Annotated in this window: 18 protein-coding genes; 13 read left to right on the top strand and 5 right to left on the bottom strand. The window is 38.3% G+C overall.

Annotation, left to right across the window (positions count from 1 at the left end):
- The first annotated feature begins 22 nt into the window (after window positions 1-22).
- The 4 genes from MHB67_RS08965 to MHB67_RS08950 all read left to right on the top strand — a co-directional run bounded on the left by MHB67_RS08965 (window position 23) and on the right by MHB67_RS08950 (window position 2,436).
- The gene (locus MHB67_RS08965; protein ID WP_024425176.1) at window positions 23-424 is read left to right on the top strand and encodes a MerR family transcriptional regulator; all 402 of its coding nucleotides are present in this window, start codon (window positions 23-25) and stop codon (window positions 422-424) included.
- A gap of 34 nt (window positions 425-458) precedes the next feature.
- Window positions 459-1,379 carry an alpha/beta hydrolase gene (locus tag MHB67_RS08960; RefSeq protein WP_024425175.1) on the top strand — a complete coding sequence of 307 codons (921 nt, stop codon included), beginning with the start codon at window positions 459-461 and terminating at the stop codon, window positions 1,377-1,379.
- A 229-nt stretch (window positions 1,380-1,608) separates the two neighbouring features.
- Window positions 1,609-1,881: a DUF2651 family protein gene (locus tag MHB67_RS08955; protein WP_024425174.1), complete on the top strand. Its 273-nt coding sequence runs from the start codon at window positions 1,609-1,611 to the stop codon at window positions 1,879-1,881.
- Window positions 1,882-2,013: 132 nt separating this feature from the next.
- Window positions 2,014-2,436, top strand: coding sequence for a cytidine deaminase (locus tag MHB67_RS08950; RefSeq protein WP_044334523.1), 423 nt, complete (start codon window positions 2,014-2,016; stop codon window positions 2,434-2,436).
- 34 nt (window positions 2,437-2,470) lie between these two features.
- Here MHB67_RS08950 and MHB67_RS08945 read toward each other — a convergent pair whose 3' ends face one another.
- A complete protein-coding gene (locus MHB67_RS08945) occupies window positions 2,471-3,238 on the bottom strand; it encodes a pentapeptide repeat-containing protein (protein ID WP_342492900.1) in 768 nt (255 codons plus the stop codon).
- Window positions 3,239-3,579: 341 nt separating this feature from the next.
- Window positions 3,580-4,470, bottom strand: a complete 891-nt coding sequence (locus MHB67_RS08940; RefSeq protein ID WP_024425172.1) for a LysR family transcriptional regulator — start codon at window positions 4,468-4,470, stop codon at window positions 3,580-3,582.
- A 100-nt stretch (window positions 4,471-4,570) separates the two neighbouring features.
- Between MHB67_RS08940 and MHB67_RS08935 the strand changes: the two genes are divergently transcribed.
- Window positions 4,571-5,518 (top strand): carbon-nitrogen hydrolase family protein, encoded by a 948-nt coding sequence (locus MHB67_RS08935; RefSeq protein ID WP_024425171.1) that lies wholly within the window; start codon window positions 4,571-4,573, stop codon window positions 5,516-5,518.
- A 48-nt stretch (window positions 5,519-5,566) separates the two neighbouring features.
- Here the strand turns inward: MHB67_RS08935 and MHB67_RS08930 are convergent, their stop codons facing one another.
- Together MHB67_RS08930 and MHB67_RS08925 are read right to left on the bottom strand one after the other, a co-directional pair.
- Window positions 5,567-5,884 (bottom strand): monooxygenase, encoded by a 318-nt coding sequence (locus MHB67_RS08930; protein WP_024425170.1) that lies wholly within the window; start codon window positions 5,882-5,884, stop codon window positions 5,567-5,569.
- A gap of 11 nt (window positions 5,885-5,895) precedes the next feature.
- Window positions 5,896-6,822: a DsbA family protein gene (locus MHB67_RS08925; RefSeq protein WP_024425169.1), complete on the bottom strand. Its 927-nt coding sequence runs from the start codon at window positions 6,820-6,822 to the stop codon at window positions 5,896-5,898.
- A gap of 179 nt (window positions 6,823-7,001) precedes the next feature.
- Between MHB67_RS08925 and MHB67_RS08920 the strand changes: the two genes are divergently transcribed.
- The 3 genes from MHB67_RS08920 (at window position 7,002) to MHB67_RS08910 (ending at window position 8,533) form a co-directional block, all read left to right on the top strand.
- Entirely contained in the window at window positions 7,002-7,571 is a 570-nt protein-coding gene (locus MHB67_RS08920) for a TetR/AcrR family transcriptional regulator (protein ID WP_073205781.1), read from the top strand.
- Between the two features lie 72 nt (window positions 7,572-7,643).
- The gene (locus tag MHB67_RS08915) at window positions 7,644-8,069 is read left to right on the top strand and encodes a MarR family transcriptional regulator (protein WP_024425168.1); all 426 of its coding nucleotides are present in this window, start codon (window positions 7,644-7,646) and stop codon (window positions 8,067-8,069) included.
- 116 nt (window positions 8,070-8,185) lie between these two features.
- The gene (locus MHB67_RS08910; RefSeq protein WP_024425167.1) at window positions 8,186-8,533 is read left to right on the top strand and encodes a DoxX family protein; all 348 of its coding nucleotides are present in this window, start codon (window positions 8,186-8,188) and stop codon (window positions 8,531-8,533) included.
- Window positions 8,534-8,605: 72 nt separating this feature from the next.
- Here MHB67_RS08910 and MHB67_RS08905 read toward each other — a convergent pair whose 3' ends face one another.
- A complete protein-coding gene (locus MHB67_RS08905; RefSeq protein ID WP_024425166.1) occupies window positions 8,606-8,794 on the bottom strand; it encodes a hypothetical protein in 189 nt (62 codons plus the stop codon).
- A gap of 242 nt (window positions 8,795-9,036) precedes the next feature.
- On the opposite strand from MHB67_RS08905, the gene MHB67_RS08900 reads away from it, so the two are divergent.
- The 5 genes from MHB67_RS08900 (at window position 9,037) to MHB67_RS08880 (ending at window position 13,304) form a co-directional block, all read left to right on the top strand.
- Window positions 9,037-10,224 carry an NAD(P)/FAD-dependent oxidoreductase gene (locus MHB67_RS08900; protein ID WP_342492899.1) on the top strand — a complete coding sequence of 396 codons (1,188 nt, stop codon included), beginning with the start codon at window positions 9,037-9,039 and terminating at the stop codon, window positions 10,222-10,224.
- Window positions 10,225-10,266: 42 nt separating this feature from the next.
- The gene (locus MHB67_RS08895) at window positions 10,267-10,947 is read left to right on the top strand and encodes a TetR/AcrR family transcriptional regulator (protein WP_024425164.1); all 681 of its coding nucleotides are present in this window, start codon (window positions 10,267-10,269) and stop codon (window positions 10,945-10,947) included.
- A 144-nt stretch (window positions 10,948-11,091) separates the two neighbouring features.
- Entirely contained in the window at window positions 11,092-11,757 is a 666-nt protein-coding gene (locus MHB67_RS08890; protein ID WP_024425163.1) for a helix-turn-helix transcriptional regulator, read from the top strand.
- Window positions 11,754-12,128, top strand: coding sequence for a RidA family protein (locus MHB67_RS08885; protein ID WP_024425162.1), 375 nt, complete (start codon window positions 11,754-11,756; stop codon window positions 12,126-12,128). Before MHB67_RS08890 ends, MHB67_RS08885 begins: the two co-directional genes overlap by 4 nt.
- Before the next feature lie 72 nt (window positions 12,129-12,200).
- Window positions 12,201-13,304 (top strand): threonine synthase, encoded by a 1,104-nt coding sequence (locus tag MHB67_RS08880; RefSeq protein WP_024425161.1) that lies wholly within the window; start codon window positions 12,201-12,203, stop codon window positions 13,302-13,304.
- Window positions 13,305-13,464: the final 160 nt, after the last annotated feature.

The raw sequence follows: 13,464 nt of genomic DNA, 5'->3' as shown, positions 1-13,464 counted from the left end.
AAATTACGAAAAAGGGGTAACGATGGAGTTGATGACTAGAGGAGAACTTGCCAAACAAACAGGAATAAGCCCTGCCGCAATTCGTTACTATGAAGAACACAACATTTTACCTGTCCCGAGACGCCGTTCGAACGGTTATAGACTATACACAGAAGATTATATTGTGAAAATTCAATTGATCAAAGATGCCAAATCATTGGGTTATTCACTAAAGGAAATAAAAGAAATATTGGAAATGCTGAGTCAAGACATAGAACTTGATACTTTAAAAAGAATTGTACATCAAAAACATGAAGAAATTGAAAAGAAAATTGACAGTCTCCGTCTCATACAAGACCTTTTATCTAACTTATTAAAGACTCCTGAGAAAGAAGTACAAGTGTATCTCAAATCATTTCGTATGATGAATCAGGATGACGAATAAACATATCTGCTTAAAGTAAAGGAGAGGAAACAAAATGAGTATCGACATTTTTAATGGAGAACGTTCTGAAGAAAGTATTCAATTTGAAACATTATTCACGTCCCAAAGTAATAAAGAGAGTTTTGCTAGTGTCGAAAAAACCAAAAATCTTCTGTCTCAAATAGAAAATATAAAGCCTTATGCAATCGGAGACGATGTGAAATTAAAGAGTGAGATAAAGGAGCAGACTTTCGAAGAAATGCAGGTTTTCACATTGAATGACCAAATGTCGCAAAAACAAAAGGTGATTTTATATATACATGGTGGTGCCTGGGTAAACCAGCCTCTCGATTTCCATTGGTGGTACATGAATAAAATGGCTAGGTCCCTTAACGCCAAAGTGATCGCTCCTATTTACCCTAAATTACCTCATTACAGCTACCAAGATACCTATCCAAAAATTCTAAATCTATATAAAGAAATACTAAAAACAATTGAGAGTACCGATCAATTAACGATCATGGGTGATTCAGCGGGCGGAAATATCTCTCTTGGCCTTGCGCACCTCTTAAAGATGGAAGGTCTGCCGCAGCCGAAGGATATCATTTTATTATCTGCATGTGTTGATATGAGTTTAAGCAATCCTCTTATATTTGAATATGCCGATAAAGATCCCATTCTAGCGCCAGAAGGAATAGATGTCATTACAAAAATGTGGGCAGCAGATAAAAAGGTAACTGACCCATTAATCAGTCCAATTCACGGTGACTTTAACGGTCTTGCGAAGATCACTCATTTTATTGGAACACATGATATTTTATATCCAGATGCACTAAAACTTGATGAAAAGCTAACAGAACAAGGAATTGACATGAAAACCTTTGTTTATCCAGAAATGTTGCATGTATTTGTCGTCATGCCAATCCCTGAGGCACAAGACGCTCAGGAAAAAATCATTCAGGTGATAAATAGTTAGATGCTCTTTTCACATATCAAAATGCTCCGGCTTGAATATTTGAAAGCTTAGCGAAATGGGCTGCTTACTGAAAGCAGTCTTTTTCCATTCAACATGACATACATTTAGAATGTCAATCCGCCTCAGATTAAACATTCCTTAAATTCCATTTTTTGTTTACAACGTGCGGATTTCCTATTAATATGATACATATTCGGTTGTTCACCGGTTCATAAAGGAGAGTGACATGATGAGTGTTTTCTTTCTTCATCCCATGGCGCTAATCTTATTTACACTGCCTTTGTTATCTTTGGTATGGGGGATTGTTGGCTACTGCATCTTTAAGCGAGTTTACATCGTTCTTATCATCACATTTGCAGTCTCCACTATTTTCATATTTGCCTATACTGGGTTTGACATGTCAAATATGTATTGGGTCGTGGTCATGACCTTTTTATGCATGTGTACCTCTGTCATCACAAAAATCATTCGATATATGTATGCCCGCTATAAAAGAGCATAACGAAAAAGCTGATGGTCACAAAAATCAGCTTTTTTGTATCCATTCTTCATCTAGCGGAACCGCCCATTATCTGAAGTTTGGTATAATAGATCAGTATATTCAAAACGAGCATAGAAGGGCGAAGGGGACACAATGCACACATTTGATCTTACTCCAAAAGATGTAGAGTTAATAGACGAAGCAAAAAAGAAGATTACGAGCCTTTATGAAGAGGATAAACACCATGTAGGAGCCGCTATCCGCATGAAAACAGGAGAAATGATCTCGGCTGTCCATATAGAAGCGTATATCGGACGGGTAACGGTTTGTGCAGAAGCCATTGCAATTGGCAGTGCTTTATCGAATGGATATAAAGATTTTGATACAATAGTTGCCGTTCGACATCCATATTCAGATGAAGAGGATAGAAGATTGAGGGTCGTAAGCCCTTGCGGCATCTGCAGAGAGCTCATTTCAGATTTCGGACCAGAATGTTTTGTCATCATAGAAATAGATGGCGAACTAGTCAAAGTGAAAATCGGGGAACTGATTCCACTCAAATATACTAGAAGTTGATGTACGACCTAGACTTAGCAGGAAGAGGGACGCATCAAGCGTTCTCTTTGTTACATTCCAGATAACTGAAAAATCGCTCCACAAAATCAGCCCCATGTATGTTCTCCATATGCGCCGTGTTAAAAATATATTGTTCCATATGCTCAAGCCTGCGCAGGCTGCGTACCAGTACTTTCCGATCCTCGTCAGAAAGATGAGGGTCATGATTTATCTTCAGCAATGCCTGTTTGACACGCGCGGAGACCTTTTCAACATATAGATGGTTTTTGGAAGCTGGCGGAATACATTGCGACAGGTCACAGCCTGTAAAGCGAACACCGTCAAGAATGCAGTTTTCAAAGTTGGCGATCAGCTTTTGTTTACCATTTCCCTCAAACGTTATATCCACTAGCTTACCGGTAAAGGTACAATGAACGATATTCGCTGCTTGTAAAATGCGGTCATTAAACCTGCATTGATAAAATGTACAGTTGATAAACGCAGCATTTTCCAATGTCATTCCTCTCATATCACAGGAGGAAAATTCGCAATTCGTAAAAACAGCCTCGCCTTTAGCAATCCCAACAGAGCGCAAATCGGAACGAATAAACGTACAATGATCAATCGTACTATCTGCAAAGAATCTCGCATTCGTCAGATCACACGTATTAAATACAAGATGACGCAGGTAACAGCTCCAAAATATAGGTGAATGAACATTCGAGTTGTTGATCGTCGTTCCGCTTATCGTTTCATGTTCATACCTGACAATATCAGAAAATATTTCGTTGTCTACTGACATTCCAGACTCAAGCCTTCTCATTGTGATCACCTATCATTTCTTCAGAATCTTTTCCAATGATGAATACCTTCCAGCAAGTTCATTTCGGTTTCACTAAGCGGTTGGCACTGACAAGTTATTATATCATAAAGCTAGAAACATAAAGAGGGTGGTCATCGTTTTGAAAAGCGCTTATATCAAAATGTGTATTTCACATTCATTTTTTGATCATTACATTCTGCAAAAGCCTGTACATGTGGAAAGTCTGTCATACGATGGCGTGGAAAACGAGCAGAAAGTGATGACCTGATGGTCTCATGTCTATTGCATGGCTGACAGGTGCTATCATGGAGAAACTAAGAAGGATGATTTTTTATTTGTTTCTATTTCTGTTCCCCAGAATAGATATCCGCAACGATTTTTAAAAAAGCCTTCAAAGCACGTGTTTTATATCGATCTTTCTTCACAACAATGCCAATTTTCCAGGGAATATATTGACTGCTAATTGGTTTTACACAAATGTCCTCTCTGTACATATCGGTTAAAGGACTTGGAAGGATCGCCACTCCAAGTTCATCACGAACTAATGTCAAAAGCAAATCCCATTGTGTTGTGCTGTAAGCGATGTTGGGAACAAAATGTTCCTTACGGCAGCTTTCTAAAATCACTTGACTCAACGCAAATGAAGAATCAAACAATATCCAGTTATCCTCTTTAAGCTGTTCGAGTGAGAGCTGTTGTTCATCTTTTAAAGCGTGATTTTTTGGTACACAAGCTACAAATGGCGCTTCAAAAATGAGTTGTTCCTCTAATTCAAGACTTTGCGCAGGTATGACAACAAAGGCAACATCTACTTCGCCTTTCTCAACGAGTTTTTCTACATGCAAGCCGCCCTCTTCAATCATTTCGAGCGTCACATCTGGATGCTTTTTAGTAAAAGCCTTTGCCACTTTGGAAAAGAAAAAGGTACCAATTATTTGCGGTAGACCGATCTTTAAATGGCCGCGAATATGCGTCTCGGTATCACCCAGCTCCATTTGCAGCTCATTCATTTGCTGAAGCACCGCAATCGCTTTTTCATATACAAGCTGTCCTTCATCCGTTAACCTAAAAATTCGATTTGACCGATCGAAAAGAATGACACCCAGTTTTTTCTCTAATTTTTGAATGGTTTTAGAAAGGGAAGGCTGTGCGATAAAAAGCTTTTCACTTGCTCTTGAAAAACTTCCACAATCCGCAATCGTTTTAAATATTTCAAAGTCCCGTATGTTCATTTTATCCTCCCATTATTCCAATAAGGCATACTCATTATGATGATGATATATTGTACATGATAAACGTTTATTTTTACACTGAGAATAAGGAGGGGGTAAGATGTCAACATGTAGAGTTGCTGTTGTGCAAGCTGCTTCTGTCATTATGGATAGAGAAGCTTGTACTGAAAAAGCCATTTCGTTAACACTTGAGGCCGGAGAAAAAGGAGCCAATATTGTTGTATTCCCTGAAGCATTTATACCTGCTTATCCAAGAGGACTAGCATTTGGCGCCACTGTAGGAAGCCGTTCTCCAGAAGGAAGAAAGGACTGGCTTCGTTACTTAGAAAATTCAGTTCCAGTTCCAAGTCAAACAACAGACAGATTAGGAGAAGCAGCCCGCAAAGCTGGTGTCTACCTCGTCATCGGTGTCATTGAAAGAGATGATGAATCAAGCCGCGGGACTTTATATTGTTCCGTATTGTTTTTCGGACCAGATGGAACCTTACTTGGAAAGCACCGTAAACTAAAGCCGACAGGCTCTGAACGACTCATATGGGGAGAGGGGGATGGCAGCACACTGCCGGTTTTCGATACACCGTATGGTAAAATAGGCGCTTTAATTTGCTGGGAAAACTATATGCCATTAGCTAGAGCAGCGATGTATGCAAAAGGCGTCCAAATCTATATAGCCCCTACAGCAGATTCCAGGGAGCTATGGCAATCAACGATTCGCCATATTGCCGCAGAAGGCCGCTGCTTCGTTCTATCTTGTAATCAATATGTGAATAAAGAGATGTATCCTAAAGATTTAGCCTGCTATGATGAATTAGCATCTTCTCCTGATGAAATGTGCCGAGGGGGAAGTGCAATCGTCGGTCCGTTAGGCGAATATATAAAAGAACCTGTCTATGGTCAAGAAGAGATACTGCTGGCAGATCTTGATTTGCGTGATATTTCTTCTAGTCAATTTGACTTCGATGTCGTAGGACATTATTCAAGACCTGATGTCTTCCAGCTCGTCGTCAATGAAGAGAAAAAAGAAAATGTAAAGTGGATGAATCGATGAAATCACACGAAAAAAAGAGCAGCCATCAGCCGCTCTTTTTTTCGTGTGTCAACCTTGATGAGTTTTTAATGGACCTTTTGTGATTTGAGAAAGCTCAGCATTAATATCAAAGATTTTAGCGTTGATGTCTGTTATTCCAAAGCTGGTTATTCTTTTAGAATGCATCTCAAGATAGTTTTCAGCTGCTTCTTTTGTTTCGAATAAGTAGATTCCGCCAGCCTCATTCTTCTCGGGATTCTCCGTCCATATTTTCCATATGAATCCGTCTTCCTCATTTATACTTTTCGCTAAATCAGAAAACTCTTTTGTCATTTCATCACCGAAAGGGCCCTTCATCTTAAAATCCACCTGTAATAAATGTGCCATCGTCATTCTCCTTATATCGAAGTTGTAAAATACAGTTCTCCCAGCACTTCTTTCATTTGATACTGCTGCTGCGGAAGTTCTTTCTTCATAAAAGACCGTACATCTGATTGGTCAACATCGTACATTACTTCAATTTCTTTAGAAAATAGAAGTTTTTCTTTTTCGAGCAGGATAGAAACAGCTGGGCGCTTTTTCGGTTCAAGTTCTTCAGTGTTTAAAGCTTGCTTTAATCCTTCAACATAGACTTCAAATGAGCGGCCACCCGTGATTTTGACTCCTTTATTTTCTTCGTTGACGAAGATGATCGTTGGGAAACCTCTAGCACCAAGGTCTCGAACAAGAGTAAAATCTTGATCTAATAATTCCTGGCCGCTAGGCAGCTCCGCTTCATGGACTATCACATCTCCGTTAAGTCCAAGGTCGTTGACGATATCAATTAACACCGTGATATCAGATATATTTTGATTGAAGGCAAATAGCGCTTCTCTTGCACGGCGTAAAAAAGTATAGGCTAGTGCATCATCATGATGTTTTTGAATCACTTTGAACACGCGAGAGGGCGGGTAGGAGGATTGAACAGGATTGTCAATCATTAAGGAACCATCAATTGGCATGCGGGAATGTTCTCCAACCTCTCTCCAGTGACCAGCAACATCAGCAGGCTTATAAATTCCGTTTGCAGGATCAATTGGACCACCATGCCATTTCTCTAACAGTCCACCCAACACAGTCTGGAAATGAAAATAATGTCCATATTGCTCTTTAAATCGACGCAGGACAGGTTCAATTGCCCAGCAATGCGAACAAATCGGATCTGTTACATAATAGAGCGTTATTGTTTTTTTAGGCTGTTGAAAATCAATCACCTGGATATCCTCTTCTTCACCTACACCACATACACCTGTTTCTATATCACAAAACATCTCATTGTTTTTCAATTTCATTTACCTCCTCAATTTTTGCAAGGAAACGCTATTTCCTAGAAGTTGTACGAATCAATCATTTGCATTACAATTAGATCTTAAAACACAACGAGTAAGACCAACACCAATAATTTCTTCAATTTGTTGTTTATCCAACAGATTGATAGATGTGTTGAAAAAGGAGGAGGGATAAGATGACGCAGCCAAAGACAGACCCTCGGGTTCTGAGAACGCGTAAGTTAATCATGGAGTCTTTTATGAAACTTTCATCGAAAAAGGAATTTAAGGATATTACGATCAAAGATGTCACGGCAGAAGCCATGATCAACCGAGCGACGTTTTATTATCATTTTGAGGATAAATACGATTTGCTGGATAAAACGCTGTCAGAAGTATTATCGATTAATTTAGAAAGTATTCATTTCAATCATCGTAAACTAGATGAAGATACGATCATCAATATTTTTAAAGCATTAACGAATTTTCAACAATCTCTGCATAACCGCTGCCAAGTAGAATATGAAACTGAACTTGCTCCTATTGTGAGGGAACAGCTTGAAATCATTTTTTATCAATTGTTAATCAATCAATATACAAATGTCGAAAAGCAAATTCTGAAGGTCACAGCTGTTTTTTTAAGCTGGGGAATTCACGGAGCTTCTGTTGAGTGGAGAAAAAATAGTTCGCACATATCATCAGAGGAGTTTATCAAATCAGCAGTTCCATATATTTTGTCAGGGATTGATTTTAAACAAGAAAGATAGTTGATTTGACAATTTTCAAAGGCTTCACTAATATAAGTGCTATAGCATATAAAATTTATAGAGGGTGTTTACATGGATTTACAAGATTTAATAGGTTATCTCGTTCATCGTACCGATCTCAAAATGACAAATTATTTTACAAACAGGTTAAAGCCTTACGGGGTCACTCCTGAACAATGGAGTATTATCAGTATTCTGAGCAGTGAAAAGGGGACTACTCAAAAAGAATTGGCAGAAGGAATTGATAAAAATCAAACGACTGTCGTCAGAATGATCCAGTCAATGGAACGAAAAGGGCTTGTCAAAAAAATCTATAACGAACAAGACCGGCGCTCACATCACCTGCTTTTAACAGAAAAAGGGCACGAGGTCAAAAAGGCCATTCTTCCTGTTGTCATGGATGCACATCAAACGGTAACAAAGCAATTAAGCGATGAAGAGATTCAACAATTAAAATTACTTTTGAACAAATTATTTCATTCACACTATGAATCTTGAAATGTCTAATCTGTAACAAACGATTTATATCTAATATATGCTATGACATATAATTTTCACCAGCTGAAAATTTGTCCATTTGGACTGAGTGTTTCAGTCAAATAACTTAGAAAGATGTGATCACGATTTTCATACTTATTCTGCAAATGATATTGGCCGCTTTCTTTTTTGTAACAGGATCGAAAATTATATCAGGGAAAATGGCAGAAGAGTTCAAACGATTTGGTTTACCTGCTTTTTTTAATGTTTTAACCGGAGCCTTTGAGCTCATAGGCGCAGCTGGAATGCTGATTGGCATATGGATGCCAACAATAGCAATATTATCAGGCTTACTGTTAGGAGGCACGATGCTTGCAGCTGCCTTTACTCTGATCGTATTAGCCAAAGATCCCTTTAAAAAAGCACTCCCTGCACTTGTGTTATTCGCTCTCAGTATCGGGGTCAGCTTGTACCACATTCTTTAAGTTGATATCAGAATAAAACACAAAACCTAAACAAATCTCCATTGTTCTAATGGCGGATTGTGTTTAGGTTTTTTAGCGATTGAATTGTTTTCGAAGAACTAGGCATGAGACAGCGAATACTGCGAAAGCGCCTGCTGATCCAGCAGCAAACACTAGCTCAAATTGTTCTGGTTTTGACTTGAATAACAAAGGGACAGAAAGAATGAGAGCCGCACCACTAAAGCTCAATCCTAATATCAACATTGCCAATAATTTATTCATAGAAACACCTCTTACACTCAGAATTAGAACAATCGAAACGACTGATTCAAGAATCATTGTGATGATTCGACATCCTTTCACATTCCTAGTTGGAGTGTATCATATGGTGGCGGGCGATTGTAAAATACACAATTGTGAAATAAACTTTTTAAACGAACACTGTTCTTTACGAACGGTGTTCGTTATAATATAAATGTGATGTGGCTTTAAACGATTTCCATAAAGAAGAGGAGATGCATACGATGACGGCATTATCTAAGAAACAAAAGCAGATCGCTATTATTGGAGGAGGACCTGGGGGGCTAACACTCGCCTTAATTCTGCAAAATTACGGTATACAAACTACTATCTATGAGCGAGAGATGCATGACAAGAGTCTTGAAAGAGGGGGATCACTGGATATTCATGAAGAAACAGGTCAAAAAGCTTTAAAAGAAGCAGGAGTTTATGAGGAATTTCAAAGGAACGCCCGCTATGAAGGAGAAGATTTCCGCTTACTTGATAAATCAGGAAGAATTTATTTAGATGAAGAAACGGAATCAGAGCAAAAAGGCACCCGCCCAGAAATTGATCGTGGTCTTTTGTGCGAACTGCTGTTAGATCAAATTGATGCTGAAAACATCAAATATGGATATAAACTAGAAAGTTGCATTTCACTAGAAAGTTGCATTTCATTAGAAAGCGGCATGACGGAGCTTCATTTTGAAAACGGAGTTGTTGAGACAGTTGATCTTGTAATCGGGGCAGATGGTGCTTTTTCTCGTGTGCGTCCTCTGTTAACAGATATTGATATTGAATACGCCGGACTCACGATGCTGGAACTGAATATCCTCAACGTAGAGATGAACCACCCTGATTTAGCTGAATTTAATAAACGTGGTAAGATGTTTGCTTTAGCTGACCACAAAGGACTGATTGGTCAGTTAAACGGAGATGGACGAATCAAAGTGTATGCAAGCCTTATGGTAGAGCGTAACTGGATTGAGACTTGTGGTATTCCGTTTCATCAAGCGAAAGAAGCAAAAGAACAATTATTAGAATTATTTAGTGATTGGGACGGTCAGCTGAAAAATTATATTCGTTATGCTGAAGATGCCATCATTCCAAGACGGATTTATACGCTTCCTGTCGGTTTTAAATGGAACCGCCATAAAGGAGTAACGCTTATCGGTGATGCCGCTCATGTCATGTCGCCATTCGCAGGGGAGGGTGTAAACATGGCGATGTTTGATGCAATGGAGCTTGCACTTGCGATTGTTCGAAATCCTCATCATATTGAAAAGGCTATTGAAGAATACGAAGACAGGATGTACGAATATTCATCGGAGAAAGCTCATGAATCGGAAAAAAGTTTAAAGCTGTGTTTTTCAAAAGATGCTGCAGTCAAGCTTGCTGAAATGATGAATTCTTTTCAAGAAAACGGTGATTGATGCTCAATTTACTATTTGACTTTGACATGTTATAAAGAGATTATGAACAATTCAAATCGTCGTATTATAAGTCGTCGGTCTCGGCCGGCTAAAGAGCCCTTAAGCCGTGAACTCATTGTGAAAACTGCCTATGAGCTTCTAAAGGAACAAGGGTTAGAGGGCATGAGTATGCGTAAGGTGGCTAAAGCACTCGATACGGGACCTGCATCCTTGTATGTCTACGTGAACAATTTTCAAGAACTAAGTGCTTACGTATTGGATTATGGTCTCGGCCAAATGGTTTATCCAGATTCAGTGAATGGCACATGGAAAGAACAGTTATTTGACATATTGCATACTTATTTCCTACTGTTATTCGAAAAACCTGGTCTTGCTGAAATTTCTCTTTCCACCATCCCGCAAGGAACGAACTTTTTACAGTTGACCGAACATATTCTCGCTGCATTGCATGAAGGCGGGGTTAAATCTACATCTGCTGCATGGGGAGTAGACCTGTTACTGTTATACGTATCTTCCGTAGCATACGAAAAGGTCTCTTGGAAGAAACATGGCTCTTCGCAGATTTCAGATACAAAAAAAGCATTTCATGATGCAGACAAAACGCGGTTTCCTTTCATCCATAGCCTAAAAGAAGAAATGTTTGCAGGTGATACCGTATCAATGGAACGGTTCAGGTGGGGAATTGAAGTCATTTTGTATGGAATCCAGCAAGAAATCAATTAGAAAGGAGCACAAGCAAAAAGCAGTCAATGGCTGCTTTTTTTATATTTTCTTAACTTTTTCAACATATATATAAAAATCTATATATTGTTTTTATATATAAAAAATTATATAATCTAGTAGAATAAACAAATGAGGTGCTTAGGCATGGAAAATATAAAGAATTTATTAGAGAGCTATATTCCTTTAGCAAAATCTACGGCTAAAATGTTTGGACCAAATTGTGAAGTCGTTATTCATGATTTAACGAACCCTCAAGCATCTGTCATGTTTACAGTCAATCATCATGTGACGGGAAGAAAAATCGGTCAATCATTTGATCATTTGGTAAAGACTGTTTTACAATCAGAAGATTTTAAAGAAGATTATCTTGCTGGGTATACATTTAAAACAGAAGACAACCGTACCATTCGTTCTTCGACTTCATTAATTCGTGATTCGAAGAAAAAGGTGATCGGGGCATTCTGTATCAATTTTGATGTTGAAGCATTGAATCAAATGCAGCAATTTATGGATACTTTTCTTTCTACAAAAGTTGAAGTTCAAGAGAATGAAACAACATCAAATGATGATCTTGAAAATGTGGAAGGAATCGTAGATCAATTGATTCAACAGATCATTCAAAACAGTGTCCACCCAGTTATGAAACGTCATGAAAAAATTGAATTAATAAGGTTCATGGATGAAAAGGGAATCTTTTTAATGAAAGGTTCAGTTGAGAAAGTCGCATCTATGTTAGGTATTTCTAAAGTCACCGTCTATAGCTATTTGGATGAAATCAAACATAAATCGAATGAAGGGGAAACGAAATGAAAAGCATCCTTGAGGTAGGAAATCTAAAATCCAACGGACACTATGCATTCGCAACCATTCATCAAAACACGGTCTATGTTTCAGGACAATTTGCCATCAATCCCGAAACGAGAGAAAAAGAATTCGGCCCCATTGAAGAAGAGACATTACAAGCGCTTAAGAATGTGGAGATGATTGTAGAAGCAGCCGGAAGTAAAAAAGAAAAGATTTTGCGTATGACTTTATACATTTCTGATATTAAACTATGGGACAAAGTAGATGCGGTTTACACTGAATTTTTCGGTGAACATCAACCAGCACGTACTGTTGTACCAACGAATGAATTACATTTTGGTTTCAAAATTGAAATTGATGCTATTTCTTATATTTAGAATATTTTTTTGCCTATGATATATAAAAAAGTATATTTTATATAAAAAATTATTCAAAGGAGCTGAGGATTGATGAATCAATTGATTTGTAACGATTGCGGTAAAAAGTATGAGATGACACCAACTTTATGGAAATGTGATTGTAACGGCGTATTAAACCTGGTGAAAGATACCCCTCAAATAGATATTGCGGCTTGGAATCACTACCCAAACTCATTATGGCGTTATGCTGAAGCCATGCCATTTTCAAAAGGGTCAAAGACTTGGGAATCTGTAACAATGGGTGAAGGCCAAACTCCGTTAATCGTTTTAGATCCTCATGAGCCAAACACTTATGTAAAAGTTGATTATATGATGCCTACGCTATCCTTTAAAGATCGAGGAGCTGCTGTTTTAATGACAAAGGCAAAGGAATTAGGGGTAGCAAAAGTCATTGCGGATAGCAGCGGGAATGCAGGAACGGCGATTGCCGCTTATGCAGCTCGTTGCGAGATTGCATGTGACATCTATCTAAGCGATGAAACTTCACCTAAAAAGATCGCTCAAATAAAAGCCCATGGAGCAACGATTAAAGAAATTCGCGGTACACGAGAGGATATTGCAGCAGCGGCGCAAAAAGCAGTAGACGCCGAAAACGCTTTTTATGCAAGCCATGTGTATAATCCTTATTTTTTTGAAGGAACAAAAACATACGCCTATGAAATATATGAACAAGTAAACGGAGCACCTGATACTTTAATCATTCCGGTTGGAAATGGTACTCTCCTCCTAGGTGCATATTACGGTTTTAAAGAGTTATTTGAAAATGGTTTAATTCATAAAATACCAAAAATCATTGCCATACAAGCGAAAAACTGTGCTCCTCTCGTGAAAGCTTATCAAAACGCGGAGGAATCAGCATCACCTGTTACGAATACAGGAACTTTGGCAGAAGGTATAGCCATTGCTGCCCCGGCGCGCTCCAAACAAATTCTAGAAGCTGTACAAGATACCAATGGTACATTTATAGATATTGAAGAGGATGAGATATTGAATGCACGCTCTAAACTAAGTGAGAAAGGATTTTATGTGGAAGTGACATCTGCAGTCAATTTTGCTGGCTACATGAAATACAAAAAGGAAGCAAAAGAAACAATCGTCATACCTCTTTGCGGTGCAGGAATTAAATCAAAATAACCAGATATGACTAATACAACTGATCCGGAATTGGCCAGATGATGATATAGATAAAATGAACGCTCTCTATAAATAGAAGGGTATCTCAAAAGAGATGCTCTTTTTCTTGCCTAAATGTACAATCCCTTTTGCCCAAAAGTACAATTTTAATCAACTATTT

It is taken from the genome of Bacillus sp. FSL H8-0516, from assembly GCF_038635285.1.
Classification (GTDB): Bacteria; Bacillota; Bacilli; order Bacillales; family Bacillaceae; genus Bacillus; species Bacillus safensis.
This window is presented reverse-complemented; position numbering and strand designations above follow the sequence as displayed.

Bases quoted from the DNA above. Each gene is read 5' to 3' on its own strand.
- MHB67_RS08965 (WP_024425176.1), top strand. From the start codon at position 23: ATGGAGTTGATGACTAGAGGAGAACTTGCCAAACAAACAGGAATAAGC.
- MHB67_RS08960 (WP_024425175.1), top strand. From the start codon at position 459: ATGAGTATCGACATTTTTAATGGAGAACGTTCTGAAGAAAGTATTCAA.
- MHB67_RS08955 (WP_024425174.1), top strand. From the start codon at position 1,609: ATGAGTGTTTTCTTTCTTCATCCCATGGCGCTAATCTTATTTACACTG.
- MHB67_RS08950 (WP_044334523.1), top strand. From the start codon at position 2,014: ATGCACACATTTGATCTTACTCCAAAAGATGTAGAGTTAATAGACGAA.
- MHB67_RS08945 (WP_342492900.1), bottom strand. From the start codon at position 3,238: ATGAGAAGGCTTGAGTCTGGAATGTCAGTAGACAACGAAATATTTTCT.
- MHB67_RS08940 (WP_024425172.1), bottom strand. From the start codon at position 4,470: ATGAACATACGGGACTTTGAAATATTTAAAACGATTGCGGATTGTGGA.
- MHB67_RS08935 (WP_024425171.1), top strand. From the start codon at position 4,571: ATGTCAACATGTAGAGTTGCTGTTGTGCAAGCTGCTTCTGTCATTATG.
- MHB67_RS08930 (WP_024425170.1), bottom strand. From the start codon at position 5,884: ATGGCACATTTATTACAGGTGGATTTTAAGATGAAGGGCCCTTTCGGT.
- MHB67_RS08920 (WP_073205781.1), top strand. From the start codon at position 7,002: ATGACGCAGCCAAAGACAGACCCTCGGGTTCTGAGAACGCGTAAGTTA.
- MHB67_RS08915 (WP_024425168.1), top strand. From the start codon at position 7,644: ATGGATTTACAAGATTTAATAGGTTATCTCGTTCATCGTACCGATCTC.
- MHB67_RS08905 (WP_024425166.1), bottom strand. From the start codon at position 8,794: ATGAATAAATTATTGGCAATGTTGATATTAGGATTGAGCTTTAGTGGT.
- MHB67_RS08900 (WP_342492899.1), top strand. From the start codon at position 9,037: ATGACGGCATTATCTAAGAAACAAAAGCAGATCGCTATTATTGGAGGA.
- MHB67_RS08895 (WP_024425164.1), top strand. From the start codon at position 10,267: ATGAACAATTCAAATCGTCGTATTATAAGTCGTCGGTCTCGGCCGGCT.
- MHB67_RS08890 (WP_024425163.1), top strand. From the start codon at position 11,092: ATGGAAAATATAAAGAATTTATTAGAGAGCTATATTCCTTTAGCAAAA.
- MHB67_RS08885 (WP_024425162.1), top strand. From the start codon at position 11,754: ATGAAAAGCATCCTTGAGGTAGGAAATCTAAAATCCAACGGACACTAT.
- MHB67_RS08880 (WP_024425161.1), top strand. From the start codon at position 12,201: ATGAATCAATTGATTTGTAACGATTGCGGTAAAAAGTATGAGATGACA.